The organism is Pseudoscardovia suis (genome assembly GCF_002797875.1).
Lineage (GTDB): Bacteria > Actinomycetota > Actinomycetes > Actinomycetales > Bifidobacteriaceae > Pseudoscardovia > Pseudoscardovia suis.
Genome location: NZ_PGFC01000001.1, coordinates 587,243 through 609,844, shown reverse-complemented (window position 1 = coordinate 609,844; position 22,602 = coordinate 587,243). Strand labels below are relative to the sequence as shown.

The window sequence follows — 22,602 nt, the reverse complement described above, 5'->3', positions numbered from 1 at the left end:
TGCGTGATCCTGCACCTCGGGTGGGGGATTAGTCGGGCTGTGATTACCTTCTGTTCTGGTATTGCTTGCCGAGGGTGCACAGCTTTGCGCTTTGGGCTGCGGTTATGTGGGCTGGTGCCTGTCCATGCTCCAGTATTACTTGCCCGAGCCCAGGGTATTTCTTGCCCAAGGTGCGCGATCTTGCACACTCGGCAAGGATTAGGCGCTCCTGATGCCCCTTTGGGAAGGGTAACTCGTGCCGAGGGTGCACAGGCTTGTGCCTTGGGCGGGGTTGGGTGCCTATGGCGCCTTCTAGGTGAGGGTAAGTTGTGCCGAGGGTGCACAGTTTTGCGCCTTGGTGGGGTTTGGACAGGCGTTTGTCATCTGTGATCCTGGTGTTGCATGCCGAGGATACATAATCTTGCTCCTTGGGCGCGAGATAGATGCTGGTGGCTTCTCTTGGAGAAGGGCAACCATCGCCGAGGGTGCTCCAATTTGTACCATCAGCGGGGCTGCGGCGAGGCATGCAGGTTGGCGCCCAGCGGCGATGAGAATCGTGGTGCTTGAATCGGTGCCGCTGAAGGGGCAGGTCGGCGGCACTGAAAGACCAAAGGCTGACAATCAGTAGCAAGGCGGGTTCCCAGTTCTTTCTCAGGCTTTGCATATCGGATTGTGCGGTTCATGCACTAGAGGTAGTACGGCGAAACATGCGGGATGTTGCGTGAGCATCATGCGGGCGCGCGCCGCCCGTCCGCTTGCCGCCCGCCAGGCAGAAAGGAACCGGGATGTACGCACGTCTGATGACGGACATGGAGGATTATCAGTCCAGGGGCATCAATCCCAAGCGCGTGGAGGATTGGGAGAATTCGCGACGCAGCCCTTGCGCGAAGGATTGCTGGGAAGCATGGGATTTCGATGCCACGCTTGATGACGGGGCGGTGCTGTCCCTGCGCGTGGCGACGAAGGACGGCGCTTCAATCCATTTCGCCAAGGATACCCCGGCCATCAGGCTGTCGTTGGTGCGTGGCGACGGCACGCTTGTGCAGGCGTCGCGTAGTTTCGCGGCTGCTGACTGCACGTGGGATGAGCAGGAGCTTGACATCCACTGCGATGATTGTGAGTTGAGCGGCACATTGCGTGGCATACACCTTGTGGCGAATGCGTTGGAAGTGCAAGGGGCGTCTGCACCAACACAAGCAGCGGAAGCAGCGGCTGAATTTGCGGAAGCAGAGGAAGCAGAGGCGGAATCCACAAGATCAGCAGAATCAGCAGAATCAGCAGAAACATCGAAAATAGCAGCGGAATCCACTACGATTTCGCTGAATCTGGATTTCACTGCGTTGACGCGTCCGGTGAGGCCTGCGACGGGCATTCTTGATATGGGCTATGACGGCAAGCGCATGCTCGGGTGGGTGTGTCCGATGCCGTTGGCGCGCGTGGAGGGAACGGTCATCATCGGAGGCGAGACGCATGCCATCGCCGGCACCGCTCGGCATTCGCATGCGTGGGGCACTGTGACACCATCCCGTGCAATCAACGACTGGCTTGTCGTAAGCCAGGACTTCGGCGAACGGATGGTGATGCTTCTCGACGCCACGTCATCGTCGCGCAGCGGTTTCATTCGTTTCCCCATGATTTTTGTGATGAACAAGCGCGGCAATCTTCTGTATTCCAATACGCTCGACTCCGCATGCACCGCCGAGACCGATGGTTGGTACGACGATCCGGAGACCGGCACGGCCTCCCCCTGCGCGGTCGCCTACAGCTTCGACACCCCTGACGGTGTGAAGTTACGCTATGAACTGCGCGGGGAGGGGCCGCTGTCCGCTCCGGAAGTGCATCCTTGCGGCAGCGGTACATGGGGACTGACGAAGTTTTCGTGCACCGACGCACGCTTCCGCGCCGCGGGCACGCTTTCCATCACGTCCCCGGACGCTTCCGGCGTTGCATCGGAGACGCAGGGTGCAGGCGATGATGACGATTCGTACGATGGCGCTGACCTGCACTTGCGCACTGCCCAGTGGACAGGCGAGACCTGCTTTGCGTGCGGGCTGGTCGGCAAGACGTTCAACGTGGAACATTCCCCGCAGATAACCACCGAGTATGCGTTCGAGAACTGACGCAATGGGACGATTCTGCTCCCATTCCCAAGGCTCAATGCCCCCACCCTGACAATGGTCGAAGCTGATTGGTGGCCGGAGCTTGGGCGGGACGGGTGTGTAAGTGCAGGCCTTGGGGAAAGCGGGTAGGAACAGATGCAGGAGTAGGTGCGACGGATGGTTGGCGGATGGCGGCTGATGAAAAGGTGCAAAGGGACAAGGGGAGTTGATGAAGACTGTGATGGGGTGATGGCTGTGCTGTAAGGGAGCAGGGGTGATGGAAAGCACTTGAAAAAGATTGACAAAAGCAACCCTCAAGGGGATGAAGGGATGAGGGAATGAAAGAGTGAAAGGTGAGAGGAGCTAAAGGGGCTGAGGGGACTAAGAGGGGAGGGGCTGACAGGGAGCTGACGAAGAGCAACTGACAAAAGTGGTTAGTAAAAAGAAAACCTGACAACCATGTGGTTGTCAGGTTTGAATGAGCTCCCGCAGCTGGGCTTGAACCAGCGACATTCTGATTAACAGTCAGACGCTCTGCCAACTGAGCTATGCGGGAATGTCCATGAGCTGTCTTTCAACCGCTCACAAGAAGTAAATAATATCCTGTGAACGGCTGATTGCAACTTCGGCGTGTCGCGTTGAAAAAAGGGGGGGCGGTTTTCATCAAAGCGGGGTGCATCGAATGTGAGCTGTCTTGCTGTGGAATCTCATTGCGACCAGTCGGCGGCATGCGATGCCGCGGGCATGAAGCAAGGCGATGCAGCGGCGTTGGGGGAAACGGCGCGGCGCTATGAGTCGCGAGCGTTTGTGGCTATTTGCCGCGGGATGGCGCGGGTGGCGTGAGATGCCATCATCTCATGAGCGAACGCCGTGGCATGTGAATGCCATGACGTGCGATGAGTGGGGTTGCTATGGGCGTCGGGGGCAGAGGGCATGGGGTGCCAGATGGCGCGGACGCGCAGCGATGGGTTTGCGCAGGGGGCGGCTTGCTGGGTATTGCAGACGGTGTGGGTATGCGATGTTGCGAAACGACAGTATGTGGTGCGTGTTGGAAGTTCGGCAGTGCGCGGTGCCCGAGTCTGAGAGTCAGCTGAAATTGTGGATAACTGTTGTACAAAGTGCTGGATGTGTTCAAAGACGGTCCACATTGGTCAAAAACCAGCCGATCATGGCCTTGGATATGCCAGCATGGCTTCCATGACACGACATCGCAATCCCCCAACGCCTGTGGGCGACTTCACAGGTCCAGAGCGCCGCCGATGCTCTGGCATGCGCTCCGATTCAGCTCATGCGGATCGCGTGGATGATAGGCACGTTCATGAGTCCTTGGGCTCTCATGCCATGCCATCCGCACAACCCTTCGTGAATCCTCCTCGTCGCTTTCGCTTGTCGAGCGATGACTCTCAGCGGTGCGGAGAGCCGTCGGCCAAGCATGATGTGCTCCCACGCTTGATTGCTGCGGTGGGAATCGTTATCTGCTTGGTCGCGGCACTCTACGGTGGCCTGTGCTTGCAGCCGTCTGATGGGCGGAATGCTGCGATTGGCGTGGTACACAGCTGGGATTGCGGCGCGACGGGCGTCCGGTCCGTTCGACCCCGTGGTGGCATTACTGCGAGCGCCACGCTTGCACACAGTCAGCTGGTTGCCGATCCTGAGAGTTTGCCGGAGCAAGGCGCGCCGTGCACGTCGCGCATGATCTGGCCGGTATCCACGGTGCGGTCGCCTTCGCAAGTGACTCGTCGGTTCGATGCGCCGGCGCAGCCATGGCTTCCGGGGCATCGCGGCGTCGATCTTCCGGTGACATCCGGGATTGAGTTCGTTGCACCACAGGATGCGACGGTGCGGTTCGCGGGTCGGGTGGCTGGCAAGGACGTCGTTTCTTTGACGCTCGATTCTGGGTTGATCAGCACCTTCGAGCCGGCCCGCACGCGGTTGAGCGTGGGGACCCGTGTGCAGCGTGGCGATGTCGTGGGGACTGTGGAAGGGGAGTCAGACCATTGCGGGGACTCGTGCCTGCACTGGGGTGTGAGAGCCGCGCGAAATGATTATCGCAATCCCGTCTCCTACGTTGGGATGCGCTTCATTGGTCTCAAGCCGGATGGTGACACTGGCTGAGCGTCGTACATTAGGGTTGCGTGTCGGCACATGGCATGGTGCCGGGGCCTTGGGCGGGGCATTGCGTGAGGGGCATGGCGTGCGCTGGACGGGATGCGCTGGACGGGATGTGCGGGACGGTGTGCGCGGGGACGAATGCATGCCGGGCATGAGCAAGAGGCGTGAGAACCGGGATGCCTTCATTGAATTCGTCCCTGTTGCAACGGTTTGTAGGTTGTGACAAAACCGACTCCTGAAATTTGTGGCGCGCCTCATGGAACGGCGGGGTTGCTGCGCGATAAGGTGCAGCTAGTTTTATTGTGGGATTTCCATGCCCGCCCGGTTTGAAGCCGCTGTCACAGCGGCATGCGGTACTTTCTGCCGCTGGATGAACGGCCTTCGTGGTCCTGGGCGGTGCTGGGCAACGAGAGAGGACCATGATGCTCAAGGAATACACCACGCCATTGAAGGAATCCATCGACGCAGACAAGAATGTGTTCGATCTTCTGGCGGACCGAGCACAGCGCACACCGGAACAGACAATCGTCGCATACCGTGGCTCAGACGGCGAATGGACCGGATTCACCGCCACCCAATTCCGTGACCTCGTCGTCGCCATCGCCAAGGGACTCATCGCCAAAGGCCTCATGCCCGGCGACAGCGTGGGCATTCTTGCTCACACGTCCTGGCAGTGGACGGCGATGGATTTCGCCATCATGTCGATCGGCTGCGTAACAGTGCCGATTTACGAAACCGATTCTGCGTTGCAAATCCGGTCGATTTGCAACGATTCCACAATCTCGTATGTGTTCGCCGAAGACGATGAGCAGCGCGACAAGGTGGAATCCGTCAAGGACGAATGCCCCACACTCAAGGGCGTGTATGTGATGCAGCTGGGCGCCATCGATGCCATGGTCGAATTAGGCAAAGGCGTGGGCGATGAAGAGTTCCTGGAACGCGAGACCGCTACGCACGGCGACATGCTTGCCACCATCGTCTACACATCCGGCTCCACCGGCACCCCCAAAGGTGTGGAACTCACACATGCCAACTTCGTCTATTGCGTGCAATCCGGATTCCAGACCCTGCCCGAAATCACTTACGAACCGGGCAACAGGCTCGTGCTGTTCCTGCCGCTGGCGCATGTCTTCGCCCGGTACATGCAGTTCCTGTGCATCGGCGGCAACAATGTTGTCGCACTGACATCCAATTTCAAGACCATCATCAAGGACTTCCAGGAATTCCGCCCCACCTATATCCTTTCCGTGCCGCGAGTGTTCGAGAAAGTCTACAACGCCGCCACCCAGCGCGCCGGATCCGGTTTCAAGGGCCGTGTGTTCGCCAAGGCAGCGGTCGTCGCATACCAGTGGAGCGTCACCCAGCAGGAAGGCCGCAAGCCTTCCCCGGCGCTTCGTGCCAAGCATGCGTTGTATTCCAAGCTCGTGTACTCCCAGCTGCTCGAGGTCTTCGGCGGCGCACGTTGCGCGATCTCCGGCGGCGCTCCGATTTCGCGCAAGCTCGCCCACTTCTTCAACGGCATCGGCCTGCCCCTGCTCGAAGGCTATGGCATGACCGAAACGTGTGCACCATGCGCGGTCAATACCTTCAATGCCTTCCGCATCGGTACCATCGGACGCCCGTTCTGCGGCATGAGCTTCGCCATTGCCGATGATGGCGAAGTGTGCATCAAAAGCCCCTCCGTCTGCCGTGGTTACCATAACCATCCGGAACTCACCCACGAGCAAATCCAAGACGGTTGGCTGCACACAGGGGACCTTGGCGACATCGACGACGAAGGCTTCGTGCGCCTGACCGGCCGTAAGAAGGACCTCATCATCACCGCCGGCGGCAAGAACGTGTCTCCGGAGAAGCTCGAATCCCAGATCGTCACAAGTCCGCTCATCGACCACTGCCTGATGGTGGGAGACCGCAAGCCGTTCATCGCGGCAATCGTTACGCTCGACCTCGAAGGCGTCAATACGTGGCTCGTCAGCCAAGGTGGACGTCCGTGTGAAAGCCTGGAGGAGGCCGCGAAGAGCCCGCTGGTGTATTCCGAGGTTGACAGGGTCATCAATGAGGCGAACGAGAATGTGTCTCGCGCCGAGTCAATCCGCAAGTTCGAGATCGTTCCGGATGAGTGGAATGTCGACAACGGCATGCTCACCCCCAGCCTCAAGACCCGTCGCGCGGTCATCACGAAGCACTACAAGGACTTCATCGATCAGGTGATCTACGCGCCGAAGAAGAAGTGACGCGACTGCATCACGCACAAGGCCGGTTGCGCAGGGCGTCCCCCGCGCAACCGGCCTTTTTGTTCATGCGGTGTTGTGTTGCTCCGCCTGCAGCAGTCACAAACCAGCATCAGCCGCAGACACATAGCCCCGGTCGATGAGGGAGCTCTTGATGTTGTCGGCGGTGATGGCGAGGAGCGTGCGCTGAAGGACGAAGGTCTGCGCAGGCGCCGAGGATGCGTTGGCTGAGCTTGAATCCGACGAGGCGTTCGACGCGCTGCTGTCGTCTTCACTCAGGGAATTGACTTGGGATGTGAGGTCGTGCAATGACGTTCCCTGTTCGATTCCGCTGGCTATGCGCGCCAGGTCCTGGGCATACCCCTGCCGATCCTCCAAGCCGGTGAACCATTGTTCTCCGCTGACGATGGACCCGAGCTGGGACTTGTAGGTCCCGTATCCGGTGATAAGTGGCCACGACGTGCTGTCGCGCGTGTCGCGCAACGTGTTTTGCTCTTCGGCCAGTTGTGCGCTGTCCGTTGCCGCGGAGGAATCCGTGCTTGTCTCGCTCGGTGTGTGTGAAGGCGCCGGCACCTGTTGTTTGGTGATGTCCTTGCCGCCTCGAAGGTTGTCGACGAGCCCCGAGATGGATACATCCGGGTTGATGGTCGCGCTTGTGCCGGTGTATCCCATTGACTTGAGGGCGGCGATTGCGCCGCTCGCGGCGGAATCGTTGAGACAGAGCACAGCATCGATCTCCATGTGCGACACGGCTCTGCCCGATGCGTCAAGTCGGGATTCCAATTCTTTCTGCGTGTCGTCGTCCGACGTCGCGGCATACGCCACCGACTTCCACGAATCCGCAGTGGAATTCGCCCCGAGCTTTCCCGAAGGGCTATAGACCCTGCCGGACCGGAAGAAAGGACCGAGGATCTCCCACACGCCTTCGAACGCCTGCTGCGCGAAGGATTCATCGTTGTAGGGGATGAGCACTTCCACCGCCTGCGGCTGGTTCTCCACGGTGCTCGCCAGGTGAAGCTTGTTGACGATTCCGAGCGCCTGAAGCCTGCCGATCAACCATGGGGACGACAGCTCGCCCTGCACGTTGGCGGTGAATCCCTCGATGGGGGAGCCAAGGTTGATGACCGTGACGCCTGCCTCCTGCGCGGCGCCCAGCATGTGCGCCAGGGAATAGACGGCGTTTGCATCCGCGCTGTCGGTCGAAGAGGATGAGGAGGATGTCCCGGACGCCGCTGGTGCCTTGGAGGTCTCAGATGCGGTGGAGCCAGCGGAGCTCTGCGACTCATCTGTCGCGGCTGAAGAGAAACCGGCTGAAGAGGAACCGGACGAGGACGAATCGGCTGAAGAGCCGGAGTCCGACGGGTCGGTGGCCGAAGATGCGCCTGCCGAATTGCCGTCGGATGTGGTGTTATCAGATATTACATAATCGCTGTAAAGCTTGGAATCTGCGGTTTGACCTGTTGCTAGTGCGATGATGATGGTCGATGCTTTGGCTGTCGCTGTGCTTGACGTGTCGGACGGGCTGGAGGATGCATCCGAAGATGTGGAGGAATCCGATGGAGTCGGTGATTCCGATGATTCCGTCGCACCGGCACCGTATTCCTCGATTCCCAAATCCGTCAGAAAGTCGAGCACCTGAGTTGCCTGGTCGCTGGTGCTGCCAGCGCTGTGCACGGTGATGTCGGAATCATCGAATCCGGCGGATTCAAGCTGCGACTTCGTATCTGCCGCCAGCTGTTTCCATGTGTTCTGAGGGGTCGACTGGCTCAAGGTGAATCCGTCCGAGGGGAAGAACACCGCCACGTGCCCCGACGATGCGTTGGCCTGCGCGCTGCTGGAGCTGGCGGACGGCGACGTTGTGGACGCCGGTGCGGAGCACGCTGCCACCGCGACAACCGTGAACGCTGCGATGGCGCAACGGAAGAGCCGGGGCAGCATATGCGAAAACTGTGTCATGGAACGAGGGAACTTCACCATTGTCCTTAGAGGTTTGCTGTCCTTAGGCGTTTGCTGAAGACAGATGCTTGGTCGGCGCAAGGCGCGTAATCGACCTCAGTATACAAAAACCCGCCGCCCCGCGGATTCGTGAAGAAGAATCCGGGGCGGCGGGCGGAACCATCAGCGCTCAAGACTGCCTAGGCGGATGGTGCGGAACGCGATGCGTCACGCTTGCGCTTGTGCGGTGAGCTCCTTGTCGAGGTTCTCAGCGAGCGCATCCATGAAGCCGTCGGTGTCGAGCCATGCCTGCTGCGGGCCCACGAGCATGGCGAGGTCCTTGGTCATTTGCCCGCCTTCGACGGTCTTGATGATGACATTTTCGAGGGTCTTGGCGAAGTTCGCGACCTCAGGCGTCTCATCAAGCTTGGCGCGCTGCTTGAGGCCGCCGGTCCACGCGTAGATGGAGGCGATGGGGTTGGTGGACGTCTTCTCGCCCTTCTGCCAACGGCGGTAGTGGCGCGTCACCGTGCCGTGCGCAGCCTCGGCCTCGACGGTCTTGCCGTCGGGGGTCATGAGCACGCTCGTCATCAGGCCGAGGGAGCCGAAGCCCTGTGCGACGGAATCGGACTGCACGTCGCCGTCGTAGTTCTTGCAGGCCCAGATGTAGCCGCCGTGCCACTTGAGCGAGGATGCGACCATGTCGTCGATGAGTCTGTGCTCGTAGGTGAGGCCTTCGGCTTCGTACTTGTCTTTGTATTCTTCTTCGAACACCTTGGCGAAGATGTCCTTGAACCGGCCGTCATAGGCCTTGAGGATCGTGTTCTTCGTGCTCAGGTACACCGGGTAGTGGCGCATCAGGCCGTAGTTGAAGCATGCGCGGGCGAAACCGGTGATGGAATCGTCGAGGTTGTATTGCACTTGCGCCACGCCGGAACCGGGGTAGTCGTACACCACGTGCTCGATCGGTTCGGAACCGTCCTCCGGGGTGAAGGTGACGGTGAGGCGTCCGGCGCCGGGCACGCGGAAGTCCGTCGCCTTGTACTGGTCGCCGAATGCGTGGCGGGCCACGACGATCGGCTTGGTCCAGCCGGGCACAAGGCGCGGGATGTTGGAGATCACGATCGGCTCGCGGAAGATCGTGCCGCCGAGGATGTTCCTGATGGTTCCGTTGGGGGAGCGGTACATGCGCTTGAGTCCGAATTCCTTGACTCGTGCCTCGTCAGGCGTGATCGTGGCGCACTTGACGCCCACGTGTTCGCGCTGGATCGCCTTCGCCGCGTCGACCGTCACCTGGTCGTCGGTGGCGTCGCGGTTGAGGATGCCCAGATCGTAGTAATCCAGGTTGATGTCCAGATAGGGGAGGATGAGCCGGTCCTTGATCTGTTTCCAGATCACGCGGGTCATCTCATCGCCGTCAAGTTCGACGACGGTGCCCTTGACTGCAATCTTCGACATGCATTTCTCCTTGGGGATGTGCAGATTCGTATGACATCCCTATTATGGTCGATTCCCGTTACGGATGCGTCATTGCGTCCATCGCGGCGTGTGCGCGGCCCCGTCGTTCCGCAATGCGGCCTCTGCCGCCGTTTCGGTCAGCGCGGCGGGGTAGGTTTGGAATCATGATTCAGGATATCGAGATTGGCCAGGGCAAGACCGGCCGCATGTGCTATTCGCTCGACGACGTCGCCATAGTCCCCACCCGACGTACCCGTGACCCCGAGGATGTGGACACGTCCTGGCAGGTGGATGCCTATGAGTTCGACATCCCGGTCATCGGCGCACCCATGGATTCCGTCATGAGCCCGAGCACCGTCATTGAGATGGGCAAGCTCGGCGGTTTGGGCGTCCTCGATCTCGAAGGCCTGTGGACCCGCTATGACGACCCGGAGCCGATTCTGCGCGAAATCGCCCAGTGCCCTCAGGAAGAGTCCACGGCGTTGCTGCAGCGCGTGTATGCCGAGCCCATCAAGCCGCAGCTCATCACCGAGCGCCTTCACGAGATTCGCGATGCGGGCGTCACCGTTGCGGGCGCATTGTCGCCCCAACGCACGCAGGACCTGTACCAGACCGTGCTTGACGCGGGCGTGGACCTGTTCGTCATCCGTGGCACGGCCGTCTCCGCCGAGCATGTGTCCCAGACGCACGAGCCGCTGAACCTCAAGCAGTTCATCTATGACCTTGATGTGCCGGTGATCGTGGGCGGTGCCGCCAACTACCGTGCCGCCAAGCACTTGATGCGCACCGGTGCCGCGGGAATCCTCGTGGGAAGCGGCGGCGGCGCTGTCTCCACCTCCCGCACGATCACGGGAATCCATGTGCCGCTTGCGACGGCGATCGCAGACATCGCGGCTGCCCGCAAGGATTACATGGAGGAGTCGGACGGCCGCTACGTGCAGGTCATCGCCGACGGTGGCATGGGGTTCTCCGGCAACTTCGTCAAGGCGTTCGCCCTCGGCGCCGATGCCGTGATGCTCGGCACGCCGCTCGCGCGCGCCGCTGAAGCCCCTGGCCTGGGCATGCACTGGGGCCATGAGGCCGTGCATCCCACGCTGCCGCGTGGCCGTCGCGCCGAAGTCGGCACTGTCGGTTCGCTTGAGCAGATCCTGCTGGGACCCAGCCACCAGGCCGATGGCTCCACGAACTTCATTGGCGCCCTCCGCCGCGCCATGGCATCCACCGGCTATGTGAAGCTCCACGACTTCCAGCGTGCGCAGGTTGTCGTCGCCGCATCGCATAACTGACGCTTGTCCAAGCCGGCACTCCGTGCGGGGCGCCGGTGACATGCGCATCAAGGCCTGCAGCTATCGCTGCAGGCCTTTTGCATAAGATGCCGGCGCATGTGGGCGTTCGTGCACACGGTCGCGACAGATGTGCATATAACACCACCGTGTGCGAAAAACACCACGGTGTGCAAGATATGGGTGCATGCAGCCGCGTGTCGGTGCTCATCGTGGAACAATCCCGTGTTGCGGGTGCGTCAGGTTGCGTCCAGGACCATAATTGCCTTCATCCGGCGCGCCCGTCATGGACGGCGCGACGGATTGTCAAAGCGCGTCGCATAGGGGCGGCGTGCAGCGGTTAGCAAAAGGCAAGTAAAAGGGGATGGGCGATGGAGCATCCTGTAGACACCAACGATGCCGTCGAAACGACGCAGAGCGAGGCACTGAGCACGCAGGAACCGGTGTGCGACAGCCGATGGCGGGACGTCGTGATGCCACCGATCTGTGACCTGTCGGGTGGCATGGCAGGCATGCTGCGGCGGTATGACGTGACGGACCTGGCGGATCCGGCGGACCCAGAGGCTGCGCGAAGTGAGTGTTGGGCTCAGAGCGGGCATTGGGATGCAGGCGAGTATTGGGATGCGAAGGTGAAGATCGGCGTGTATGACGCTCCCGTTGTGGTGCGACTCGTGCGCATCGATGAATCCGCCATGACCATGGACGAGGGAATGAGGGTGTGCGTGGCCGGCGCCTCGATAGCGTGCATTTCCATCGATGTGGTGCGCGGACGATTGTCTCCGGCGGGACTGTATCGCTTCATGACATCGGTGAGCGTGTCGCGGCTGTTGCTCTTCGGGGAACTGTCGCACAACGACCCCAACGCCGACAAGCCATGGCTTGGCGTCCCCGCCGCCATCCGCCTCAAATCCATCGTCGGTTCCAAATCCCCGGTGATGCCGCTTCGCGTGCGTGCCATGACATTCGGCTCGGACCGTGCGGACATGGTCGTCTCCCTCATGGTGGGGGAGACGAACTGCTGGGCGAGCATGAGATGGGTGCGCCGCGGCGGACGCTGGATCTGCGATCTGTGCGACATCGGCTGAAGCAATTGGCGAAACCTACAAAACACGAACGGGCTAAATGAATAAACTTGTGCGTATGTTGCGTGAAATCTCCATTCCCTCCGTCTCCACCACGACGGATGCCGACACGATTTATTCTTTGCTTGTCAACCGGGCGGCTCAGGCCCCCGACGAAAACGTCTCCGCTTTCAAGAGCGGACCACACGGACAATGGCAGTACGTCACCGCCCGTGAGATGGACGAATCCGTGCGCGCCATCGCAAAAGGCCTCCTGGGGCTGGGCGTGCGCAAGGGCGACAGCATCGTCGTCTACTCGCCCACCTGCTACGAATGGGGTCTCGTGGATTACGCCTGCAATGCGATCGGCGCGGTCAGCGTGCCCATCTACGAAACCGATTCCCCAGCCCAGGCAATGGCCCTCACACGTGCCGTGGACCCTGCCGTGGCGTTCTGCATGGGCGATGAACGGGCCCATACGCTGGAATCCGTGCGCAAGGAAGACCAGACGCGGCTGGGGTATGTGTTCAACTTCCTCGCAGGTGGAATCGAAGCGGTCAAGGACTTCGGCGACTCCATCGATGACGCCGCGCTGGACGAAGCCATCAGCGCGGTGAACGCCGATGACGTCGCCACCATCGTCTACACGTCCGGATCCACCGGCAAGCCCAAGGGCGTCATGCTCTCCAGCCGCAACTTCCTCACCGTCGTCAAGGACAGCTACGACGTGCTGCCCATCATGTGCGGCGCTCGTGGCACCGAGCCCACGCGACTGCTGCTGTTCCTGCCGCTTGCCCATTGCTTCGCCCGCTACATCCAATACACGATGATGGGCGGCAATGGCGTGGTCGGCTATGTCAGCGACGCACATCACCTGCTCGCCGACCTGCGTGAGTTCAAGCCCACTTTGCTGTTGGGCGTGCCGCGAGTGTTCGAGAAAGTGTACAACGCGGCGTCGCAGAAGGCAGGCGCGGGTTTCAAGGGACGCGTGTTCGCCAAAGCCACCAAGCATTTTGTCCGCTGGGACCGCGACGAGCAGGCAGGGCGCATCCACACGCCGTGGCAGATGATGTCGCATCGCTTCTACCAGAACGCCGTCGGCGGGTCACTGCGCTCCGCCCTCGGCCCCAACCTTCATTGGCTGGCATGCGGCGGTGCCCCGATCAATGAGGACCTCGCGCACTTCTTCAATGGCTTGGATGACATCACGTTCATCCAGGGCTATGGCATGACCGAGACGTCCGCGCCCTGCATCGTCAACACGCAGGCCCTCAACAAGATTGGCACCGTTGGCTGCCCCGGCCCCGGCATCAGCGCACGACTCGCTGACGACGACGAGCTTGAGGTCAAGGGCGGCATGACGTTCCTCGGCTACAAGGACGATCCCGAGCGCAGCGCCGAGGCCTTCGATGATGGCTGGCTGCGCACCGGAGACCTTGCGACGATCGACGACGACGGATACATCACGATCACCGGTCGCAAAAAGAACATCATCATCACCGCCGGTGGCAAGAACGTGTCGCCCGAGCCGCTGGAAGAGACCATCCAGAAGTGCCCCATCGTTTCCCAGGCCGTGGTGCTCGGCGACGGACGCCCGTTCGTCTCCGCGATCGTGACGCTCGACGAGGGAATGCTCAACACCTGGTTGCAATCCAACGGCCTTGAGGCGATGAGCGTGGCGCAGGCGGCGTCCAGCCCCGCGGTGCGCGCCTTCGTCCAGCAGTATGTCGACCAAGCGAACGCGAGCGTGTCCCGCGCCGAATCCGTGCGCAAGTTCGAAATCCTCAGCACCGATTTCTCGCAGGACGACGGCACCCTCACGCCAAGCCTCAAGGTTGTGCGCCCCGCCGTGCTGCGCGTGTACGCCACGCTCATCGACACCGTCATCTACGCTCCCAAGCCCAGCACGATTCCTGCACCGTTCTCGGCGAAGGTCCTCGCCGCCACCGACAAGGCGGGACAGCTGGCGCAAGAGAAGACCGGCGAGACGATCGAGGCGATCGCCCCGTACCTTGACCAGGCCAAGGAGCGCCTGGGGCAGACCGCCGACCAGGTCAGGGACCATGTGGACCAGGTGAAGGAACGCCTGCAGGACTCCGACGCCAAGAACGAATCGGCCGGTTCCGAGGAATCCAGCGCCGCGCCTCAGGCTTCAGACGCAACCGACGGCACCGACAGCGCCGACGGCGGCAACCCCGCAGGCCATACGGATGCCACCGCAGACAAGGACGACGCCCATTAGAATCTAGAATCGTCCCTAGCTGCATAAGCCAAGCCCCGTGCGGCGGCAATCGAGATTCGCGCATAAGCGAACCAGACAGGAGAACAAACCGTGACAATCCGTCAGATCCGAGTCGTCCCAGACCCCGTGCTTCGCACCCCCTGCGACACAATCGACACAATCACCCCCGGTGTTGAGAGATTGGTGCAAGACCTTCTCGACACCGTGGATGACCCGGGAAGGGCGGGGGTATCCGCCAACCAGATTGGCGTGAACCTGCGCGCGTTCTCATATAATGTCGACGGCAAGATCGGCTACCTGCTCAACCCCAAGGTGCTTGAGCTCAAGGGCGAGCAGTATGGGGACGAGGGATGCCTCTCCCTGCCTGGACTGTGGTTCAAGACGCGTCGCGCCGAATACGCCAAGGTCGAAGGCATCGACCTCAAGGGCAACAAGGTCGTGCTTGAAGGCCATGGAATCATGGCGCGCATGCTCCAGCATGAGACCGACCACCTCGATGGGCATGTCTACATCGACCGTCTCGAGAAAGAGGAACGTCGCCAGGCAATGCACTACCTACGCACGCACGCCGCCTGACGCTTGCGCTGTGACGTCCATCCCGCGCCCCGTCTTTCGCATCCATCAGCGAAAGGCGGGGCGTTGGATTATGCGCACAGCATGAACGACGCGGCGTTATGCAATGGGCGGCGAAGGCTGTACAATCATCCATGGCGCATTTGTTTTCCGCGGAGAGCCGGCAGTCGCAGGCCGGTGATCCGCACATCCATTGTCTATCGTGCGCTAATACGCGCCATGTCGGCGACGGCTTGTGTCGGTCGGCCTGATCCGCAAGGGGAGGGCTGCGCCCAAGTTCGCATGGCTAGGAAACAACCGACAAGAAAGGTTAGTCATGGCACAGATCACCATGAGCCAGATGCTCAAGGCTGGCGTCCACTTCGGTCACGAGACCCGCCGTTGGAACCCGAAGATGAAGCAGTACATCCTCATGGAGCGCAACGGCATCCACATCATCGACCTTTTCGCTTCTCTCGAGAAGATCGACCAGGCTTATGACTTCATCAAGCAGACCGTGGCGCACAACGGCACGATTCTGTTCGTGGGCACCAAGAAGCAGGCTGCGCAGACCATCGCCGAGCAGGCGACCCGCGTGGGCATGCCTTACGTCTCCGAGCGCTGGCTGGGCGGTATGCTGACGAACTTCCAGACCGTGTCTGCCCGTGTCAAGCGCATGAAGGAACTCGAGGAGATCGACTTCACCGACGTCCACAGCAGTGGCCTGACGAAGAAGGAACTCCTCCTCCTCGAGCGCGAGAAGGACAAGCTCGTCAAGGAGCTCGGCGGTATCCGCAACATGAGCCGCGTTCCCTCCGCACTGTTCGTCGTCGACATCAACAAGGAGCAGCTTGCCGTCAAGGAAGCCCACATCCTGGGCATCCCGGTCGTTGCTCTCGCCGACACCAACACCGATCCGGAGAGCGTGGACTACCCGATCCCGGCCAACGATGACGCCATCCGCGCCGTCGAGCTGCTGACCACCCTCATGGCAGACGCCGTTGCCGACGGCCTGCTTGAGCGCAGCGGCAAGGCTGAGAAGGCTGACGACAAGACCGCAGACCAGCCGATGGCCGAGTGGGAGAAGGATCTGCTGACGCAGGATGCTTCCGCAAAGTCCGAGGCTGCCCCGGCCGCCGAAGCCAAGGAAGCCGACGCAAAGGCTGAGTGAACCTGACGGTTCCTTTCCCGCGGCCGGCGCCACCGCATGGCGCCGGCGCCGGCCACGGAAGGAATCCCTTCATTCTTCAAACGTTTGCCAGGGGTCGCGCAAGCGGCTCCCGGCGAGGAATTTCCCAGGAAATCCATAAAGGAGCAAAGACACATGGCACAGATTACTGCCAAGCTCATCAAGGAGCTGCGTGACGAGACCGGCGCTGGCATGATGGACGTCAAGAAGGCGCTCACCGAAGCCGACGGCGACATCGCCCGCGCCAAGGAGATCATCCGTGCGCGCGGCATCGCCGCCGCTGGAAAGCGCGAAGGCCGCAAGGCGCAGGAAGGTCTCATCGCCTCCCAGGTCAAGGACACGGCCGATGGCCAGGTCGGCTATGCGATCGAGCTCAACTCTGAGACCGACTTCGTGGCAAAGACCCCGCAGTTCGTTGATTTCGGCAATGAAGTGATCGCGGACATCGTCAAGGCGGATGCGTCCACCATCGCCGAGGTCGAGGCCGCTCCTTCCAAGTCCGGCACCATCAAGGAGACCGTGGAAGAGGCAGGCGCTCTGTTCCACGAGCACGTCAAGCTCGGTCAGTTCGCCAAGATCGCCGGCCCGCACGTCGAGGTGTACGCTCACCGCAAGTCCGCCGAGATGCCGCCGTCAATCGCAGCCCTCATCGCCACCGACGCCAACGGCGCCAAGGTCGCTCACGAAGTCGCCCTGCAGATTTGCGCAATGTCGCCGCGCTGGCTCTCCGTCGATGACGTGGATGCCGACGTGCTCGAGTCCGAGAAGCGCATCGCCACCGAGAAGACCCGCGAAGAGCTGGCCGCCAAGGGCAAGCCGGAGGCTGTGATCGAGAAGATCATGCCGAAAATCGTCGAAGGCCGTCTCAACGCCTTCTACGAGGAGTCCGTGCTCCTCGAGCAGGCTTTCGTGAAGGATCCGTCCAAGAAGGTCAAGGATCTGTTCAAGGAAGTCGACGGCAAGGCTCTGTCCTTCGCTCGCATCGAGGTCGGCAAGGGTGAGGAAGAGGACGCTGAGTAAGTCTCTGTGAGACCGATCGCTCCACGTTTTCCCTTACGTGTCGATAAGGCCCCGCAGGCATGAATTCCCTTTGGATTGTCATGTCTGCGGGGCTTTTGCATATTCCGCATACTCCTTGGCGCAAGGGTGCGCGTGACGTCCACGGGTGCGTTCCGGCAAGTCAGCGGGGCGCTGGTTGGTGTCGGCTATTTCGGATACCATGAAGACGTTTAACCACCAGACGAAAGGCATTGGCATGGCAGTTGCAAACGCGTCCACTTCTCGCAGGGTTTTGTTGAAGCTCTCCGGCGAGGCGTTCGGTGGCGGCTCCGTCGGAATCGACACCGTGGTGGTGCGTCGCATCGCCGGTGAGATCAAGAAGGCCGTCGATGCAGGTGTCCAGGTGGCGATTGTCGTCGGCGGCGGCAATTTCTTCCGCGGCGTCGAGCTCAGTCAGGCCGGCCTCGCCCGCGCCCGCGCCGATTACATGGGCATGCTCGGCACGGTCATGAACTGCCTTGCCCTGCAGGACTTCCTTGAGCAGGAAGGCCAGCCCACTCGCGTGCAGACCGCCATCACGATGGGCCAGGTCGCAGAACCATACATCCCGCTCAAGGCGATTCGTCATCTTGAAAAGGGCAGGGTCGTCATCTTCGGCGCCGGTGCGGGCATGCCGTATTTCTCCACGGACACCGTCTCCATCCAACGCGCGCTGGAGATTCATTGCTCCGAGGTGCTCATGGGCAAGAACGGCGTTGACGGTGTGTATTCCGCCGACCCGCGCAAGGACCCCTCCGCCCGCATGTACAGCAGCCTGAGCTACACCACCGCTTTGGTTGACAATCTCGCGGTCATGGATGCCTCCGCGCTGTCCATGGCGCGCGACAACCACCTCCCGATTCGCGTTTTCGGCCTCGAAGGCGTGGGCAACGTCACCAAGGTGCTGGAAGGCGAGAGGATCGGCACGCTCGTTTCCGATGCCGATTCGGAATTCGCGCAGTAACATACGCCTAACGCCGTTCGGGGCAAATTCCCTGTTCGGGCGATATCATGGCGCCGCAGCGCATACTATAGATATACAAGCCAGAAAGTTACAGCAACCGTCACCCAAAGGAGAGGACTATGGCAACTATCGTCGATCAGGCTAAGGCCCAGATGGACAAGACCGTCGAAGCGACGGAAGAGAATTTCGTGGGCATCCGCACCGGTCGTGCGAACCCGTCGCTGCTCAACGGAATCACCGTTGACTACTATGGCGCGCAGACGCCGCTCAAGGCGCTGGCATCCATCTCCGTGCCGGAGCCGCGCACCCTTGCCGTCATGCCGTTCGACCAGTCGCAGGCTCCCGCGGTGGAGAAGGCGATTCGTGATTCCGACCTGGGCGTCAACCCCAGCCGTGATGGAAACGTGATTCGCGTGACGCTTCCGGAGCTCACCGAGGAACGCCGCAAGGAGTATGTCAAGCTCGCCCGCACCAAGGCCGAGGAAGGCAAGGTCGCCGTTCGCAACATCCGCCGCAAGGCGAAGGAATCCGTCGAGGCTGCCGTCAAGGACGGCGAAATCGGCGAGGACGAAGGCACGAGGCTTCACAAGGATCTCGACGCTCTCACGAAGAAGACGAGCGACCAGATCGACCAGCTTCTCGACAAGAAGGAAAAGGAAATCCTCGAGGTCTGATCGATCGGCACCAGCCCCGACTGCGTGATTCACCATCAGATTCCCGCATGCTCCGCCGCGGTTCGATGCCGCGGCGGTTGCATTCGCGGGGTACGCAGGTGGGTGTATCAGATACATCAGGTGTATCAGGGCGGTTTCATAACGGCGATTGTCGGCGATTTGCGTGGCTTGCAGTCGTTCATTCATCAATCGCATCCCAGCTGCAAAGGAGCGGTAATGGCAGATTCCACCAAGCATGACACGGAGGCAACCGACAAGCGCAAGGAGAAGGCGGATACCCTTGCGACAATCAATTCACGCACGGGACGCAACATGCCCCAGGCCGTTCTCACTGGCGCGATCCTCGTGGTGCTTGTGGTCGCCTGCCTTGTATTCGAACGCACAATCTTCGTGGCGCTGTGCATAGCGTTCATGCTGCTCGCCGTGTGGGAGCTGCGCGTGGATTTCGCCACCGCAGGCATACGCATCCCCACGATTCCGTTGTGGATATGCTCGGCGGGCACGCTGCTTCTGACATACTTCTATCCGCAGCATGTCATCGGACTGGGCTTGGGGCTGTTGTGCTCCGTCGTCATCATCGCCGTGTGCGCATCATTCCAATTCAAACCCCACGCCCGGGTGGATGGTGCGGTCGTAGCCAAGCTCAAGGACGCGGGAATCGACACGCCGCAGGATGTGCTCGGCGGGCAGGTCGTTCACGATCGCATGACGCACGTGTCCGTCTCGATGTTCTCCATGCTGTATCTCACGCTGCTCCCCAGCTTCCTCGTGCTGCCGCTGACGATGGGGCATCCCGTAGCGCACGGCTTCTACGCTGTGTTCGTGCCTGCCTTGGGTGATATCGGCGGATTGTTCATCGGTGCGGCATTCGGCAAACACAAGCTGTCGCCGCGCATCAGCCCCAAGAAAAGCTGGGAGGGAATGTTTGGCTCCATGCTGTTTTGCACAATTGGTGCATTATGCATCGGTCTGGCGACGTATCCCTTCGATGAATTCGCCCAGAAATGGTGGATGCTGGTGATCATGGGCATCATGGTGGGCGTGACGGGATTGTTTGGCGACCTGTGCGCATCCATGATTAAACGTGACCTGGGCCTCAAGGACATGGGACATCTGCTCAAAGGGCACGGGGGAGTGCTCGACCGAGTCGATTCCATCATCATCTCAGCACCGTTCATCACAGGTCTGCTGGCCATCTGCCACTTGTGACACCAACCGCCGTGATACCAACCGCCGGGCAATGCAGCTGCCCGGCGGTTTTTGTGCAATCAGGTAGTTGTGCGAGCGGGAGCCGTGTGGTTGAGGAGTCGTATGGTTGAGGGACCCTGTGGTTGGGAGCAGCGGGTATCATGATTCAGTAGCCGTGTGAAACGGCGTGCATCATCACAAGACCTATAGCAAGGCGGATATGACAATGGCATCACCTGCATCACCAGAGCGCAAGCCCGACGATACTAATTCGGCGACACAGGGCAACTCAATAACACAGGGTAATCCAATAACACAGCGGCGCGATCGTAACGAGGAGCCTGAAACCGGCATCACCGAAGGTGGGAGGGGCGGCAGGTTCCGTGATGTGCTCAGCCCCGATCATGCTCGCCGCGGCAAGCCCCCGGTGCATTTCGCCGACATGGAGGAGGGTGAACGCATCGATGCCGCCAAGGCTTTGGGCATGCCCAAGTTCCGTGTCAACCAGCTGGCGCAGCATTATTATGCGCATTTCGAAACTGATGTCGAGAATTTCACCGACTTCCCCGCAGCGCTTCGCCAGACGGCAAAGGACGAGTACTTCCCTGATCTCATCGACGAGGAACTCGTGCAGACCGCCGACCACGGCACGACCCGCAAGACGCTGTGGAAACTGTTCGACGGCTCGCGCATCGAATCCGTGCTCATGCAATACCCCACCCGCATCACGCTGTGCATCTCCAGTCAGGTGGGATGCGGCATGGGATGCCCGTTCTGCGCCACTGGCAAACTGGGGTTGACACGCAACCTTTCATGCGCTGAGATTCTCGAACAGGTGAGAATCTCTGCCGCGCAAGCGCAGCAAGGCGTGTTCGGCGAGCCGGGACGCCTCAGCAATGTCGTTTTCATGGGCATGGGCGAGCCGATGGGCAATTACCGCTCCGTGCTTCACTCCATCCGTCAGATCAGCTCCGAGGCGCCCAGCGGATTCGGAATATCTGCCCGTAACATCACCGTCAGCACCGTCGGCGTCGTACCGGGCATCCGCAAGCTCACCCAGGAACACATCCCGGTGCGCCTTGCCGTGTCGTTGCATGCACCCAACGACGAGCTGCGCGACAAGCTGGTGCCGATGAACAAGCGCTTCAACATCAAGCAGGTGCTCGACGCGGCGCATGACTACTATCTGGCCAGCCACCGGCGCGTAAGCATCGAATACGCCCTGATGAAGGACATCAACGACCAGCCCGAGCATGCACGCGAGCTCGCCCGCCGCCTCAACCATTACGGTGACGACTGGGTGCATGTCAACCCCATTCCGCTCAACCCCATCGAGGGCTCCCCATGGACGGCGTCGCGCCCCGAGGATGAAGAGGAGTTCCTGGACATCCTCCACCGGGTCGGCATCGCCGCGACGCTTCGCGACACCCGCGGGTCGGACATCGACGGTGCCTGCGGCCAGCTCGCCGCACGTCACGTCGCCGACCAGATGATGGGCACCGCCAAGCGCTGACCGATCCCGCGTAACGTAAACGCGCCATCGGGGACGTACACTCAAAGACAGCCGAACAAACGAAACACACGGCAACCGCCGCAACACCAGAAGAAGGAGCCCACGCATGTCACTGGCAATCCGAGTGATTCCCTGCCTGGACGTCAATGCAGGACGCGTCGTCAAAGGCGTGAATTTCAAGAACCTCAGGGATGCCGGTGACCCGGTGGAGCTCGCCGCGGAGTACTACCGGCAGGGCGCTGACGAGCTGACGTTCCTTGACGTGACGGCGTCGAGCTCCCACAGGCAGACCACCTACGACATGGTGCGCCGCACCGCGGAGCAGCTTTTCATCCCCCTCACCGTGGGTGGCGGCGTGCGCTCATGCGATGACGTGGACACACTGCTGCGTTGCGGCGCCGACAAGGTGGGTATCAACACGGCTGCCATCAACAACCCCCAGCTCATCAGCGAGGTCGCGGAGCGTTTCGGATCCCAGGTGCTCGTGCTCTCCATCGATGCACGACGCGTGCGGGGGGATGTGCATACGCCGTCCGGTTTCGAAGTGACGACGATGGGCGGGCACCATTCGACGGGAATCGACGCTCTCGAATGGGCGCACAAGGCCGAACGCCTCGGCGTGGGCGAGATCCTGCTCAATTCGATGGATGCCGATGGCACGAAGGACGGATTCGACCTCGAGATGATCAGCAAGGTGCGCCAGGTCGTGTCCGTGCCGCTCATTGCGTCCGGAGGCGCCGGCAAGGTCGAGGATTTCCCGCCGGCGATCGAGGCCGGGGCGGATGCCGTGCTTGCCGCCAGCGTCTTCCATTTCGGCACGCTCACCATCGCCGACGTGAAGCGCGAACTGGCGCGGCACGGGTATCCGGTGCGTGGTTTCGAGGAGTCTCAGTCACAATCCGAGGATGCCTGATAGCTTACGAAGCGAGAATGCAATTGCCGCATCCGACACGCTGAACGGTGAAGTTTTCCAATACGCACCACAGAGCGGACATTGCGTGGCGCGCATTGGCGCGGCGTGTAAGCTATCGTAAGCAGAAGGACCCTCACGGGTCCGAAACGAATCCCGAATACAAGCCGGGGC

The 22,602-nt window shown here is 61.0% G+C and carries 16 protein-coding genes and 1 tRNA gene; 14 read left to right on the top strand and 3 right to left on the bottom strand.

Annotated elements, in window-relative coordinates:
* The first annotated feature begins 764 nt into the window (after positions 1–764).
* Positions 765–2,099, top strand: a complete 1,335-nt coding sequence (locus CLV65_RS02310; RefSeq protein ID WP_094691757.1) for a hypothetical protein — start codon at positions 765–767, stop codon at positions 2,097–2,099.
* A 462-nt stretch (positions 2,100–2,561) separates the two neighbouring features.
* Here CLV65_RS02310 and CLV65_RS02305 read toward each other — a convergent pair.
* A tRNA-Asn gene (locus tag CLV65_RS02305) sits at positions 2,562–2,634 on the bottom strand.
* An 881-nt stretch (positions 2,635–3,515) separates the two neighbouring features.
* Between CLV65_RS02305 and CLV65_RS02300 the strand changes: the two genes are divergently transcribed.
* Positions 3,516–4,193, top strand: coding sequence for a M23 family metallopeptidase (locus tag CLV65_RS02300; protein WP_157847195.1), 678 nt, complete (start codon positions 3,516–3,518; stop codon positions 4,191–4,193).
* A 419-nt stretch (positions 4,194–4,612) separates the two neighbouring features.
* On the top strand, positions 4,613–6,424 hold the full coding sequence (locus CLV65_RS02295) for an AMP-dependent synthetase/ligase (RefSeq protein WP_094691755.1): 1,812 nt from the start codon (positions 4,613–4,615) through the stop codon (positions 6,422–6,424).
* A gap of 96 nt (positions 6,425–6,520) precedes the next feature.
* Here CLV65_RS02295 and CLV65_RS02290 read toward each other — a convergent pair whose 3' ends face one another.
* Both CLV65_RS02290 and CLV65_RS02285 read right to left on the bottom strand, forming a co-directional pair.
* Entirely contained in the window at positions 6,521–8,377 is a 1,857-nt protein-coding gene (locus CLV65_RS02290) for a type 1 periplasmic-binding domain-containing protein (protein ID WP_144441907.1), read from the bottom strand.
* Between the two features lie 207 nt (positions 8,378–8,584).
* The gene (locus CLV65_RS02285; protein ID WP_094691753.1) at positions 8,585–9,814 is read right to left on the bottom strand and encodes an NADP-dependent isocitrate dehydrogenase; all 1,230 of its coding nucleotides are present in this window, start codon (positions 9,812–9,814) and stop codon (positions 8,585–8,587) included.
* A gap of 164 nt (positions 9,815–9,978) precedes the next feature.
* Here CLV65_RS02285 and CLV65_RS02280 point away from each other — a divergent pair, with 164 nt between their 5' ends.
* The 11 genes from CLV65_RS02280 to hisF all read left to right on the top strand — a co-directional run bounded on the left by CLV65_RS02280 (position 9,979) and on the right by hisF (position 22,431).
* On the top strand, positions 9,979–11,100 hold the full coding sequence (locus CLV65_RS02280) for a GuaB3 family IMP dehydrogenase-related protein (protein ID WP_094691752.1): 1,122 nt from the start codon (positions 9,979–9,981) through the stop codon (positions 11,098–11,100).
* A gap of 368 nt (positions 11,101–11,468) precedes the next feature.
* Positions 11,469–12,182 (top strand): hypothetical protein, encoded by a 714-nt coding sequence (locus tag CLV65_RS02275; protein ID WP_094691751.1) that lies wholly within the window; start codon positions 11,469–11,471, stop codon positions 12,180–12,182.
* 55 nt (positions 12,183–12,237) lie between these two features.
* Positions 12,238–14,400 (top strand): AMP-binding protein, encoded by a 2,163-nt coding sequence (locus tag CLV65_RS02270; protein WP_094691750.1) that lies wholly within the window; start codon positions 12,238–12,240, stop codon positions 14,398–14,400.
* A gap of 90 nt (positions 14,401–14,490) precedes the next feature.
* Complete coding sequence (locus tag CLV65_RS02265; RefSeq protein WP_094691749.1) at positions 14,491–14,976, top strand: peptide deformylase; 486 nt, start codon at positions 14,491–14,493, stop codon at positions 14,974–14,976.
* A 313-nt stretch (positions 14,977–15,289) separates the two neighbouring features.
* Positions 15,290–16,123, top strand: a complete 834-nt coding sequence (gene rpsB, locus CLV65_RS02260) for a 30S ribosomal protein S2 (RefSeq protein ID WP_094691748.1) — start codon at positions 15,290–15,292, stop codon at positions 16,121–16,123.
* 153 nt (positions 16,124–16,276) lie between these two features.
* Positions 16,277–17,161 carry a translation elongation factor Ts gene (tsf, locus tag CLV65_RS02255; protein WP_094691747.1) on the top strand — a complete coding sequence of 295 codons (885 nt, stop codon included), beginning with the start codon at positions 16,277–16,279 and terminating at the stop codon, positions 17,159–17,161.
* 235 nt (positions 17,162–17,396) lie between these two features.
* On the top strand, positions 17,397–18,143 hold the full coding sequence (gene pyrH / locus CLV65_RS02250; protein WP_169713396.1) for a UMP kinase: 747 nt from the start codon (positions 17,397–17,399) through the stop codon (positions 18,141–18,143).
* Positions 18,144–18,262: 119 nt separating this feature from the next.
* Positions 18,263–18,817 carry a ribosome recycling factor gene (gene frr, locus CLV65_RS02245; RefSeq protein WP_094691746.1) on the top strand — a complete coding sequence of 185 codons (555 nt, stop codon included), beginning with the start codon at positions 18,263–18,265 and terminating at the stop codon, positions 18,815–18,817.
* Between the two features lie 216 nt (positions 18,818–19,033).
* Positions 19,034–20,026 carry a phosphatidate cytidylyltransferase gene (locus tag CLV65_RS02240; protein ID WP_094691745.1) on the top strand — a complete coding sequence of 331 codons (993 nt, stop codon included), beginning with the start codon at positions 19,034–19,036 and terminating at the stop codon, positions 20,024–20,026.
* Between the two features lie 199 nt (positions 20,027–20,225).
* A complete protein-coding gene (gene rlmN, locus CLV65_RS02235) occupies positions 20,226–21,518 on the top strand; it encodes a dual-specificity RNA methyltransferase RlmN (protein WP_169713395.1) in 1,293 nt (430 codons plus the stop codon).
* Between the two features lie 106 nt (positions 21,519–21,624).
* Complete coding sequence (gene hisF, locus CLV65_RS02230; protein WP_094691743.1) at positions 21,625–22,431, top strand: imidazole glycerol phosphate synthase subunit HisF; 807 nt, start codon at positions 21,625–21,627, stop codon at positions 22,429–22,431.
* The last annotated feature ends 171 nt before the right edge of the window (positions 22,432–22,602 follow it).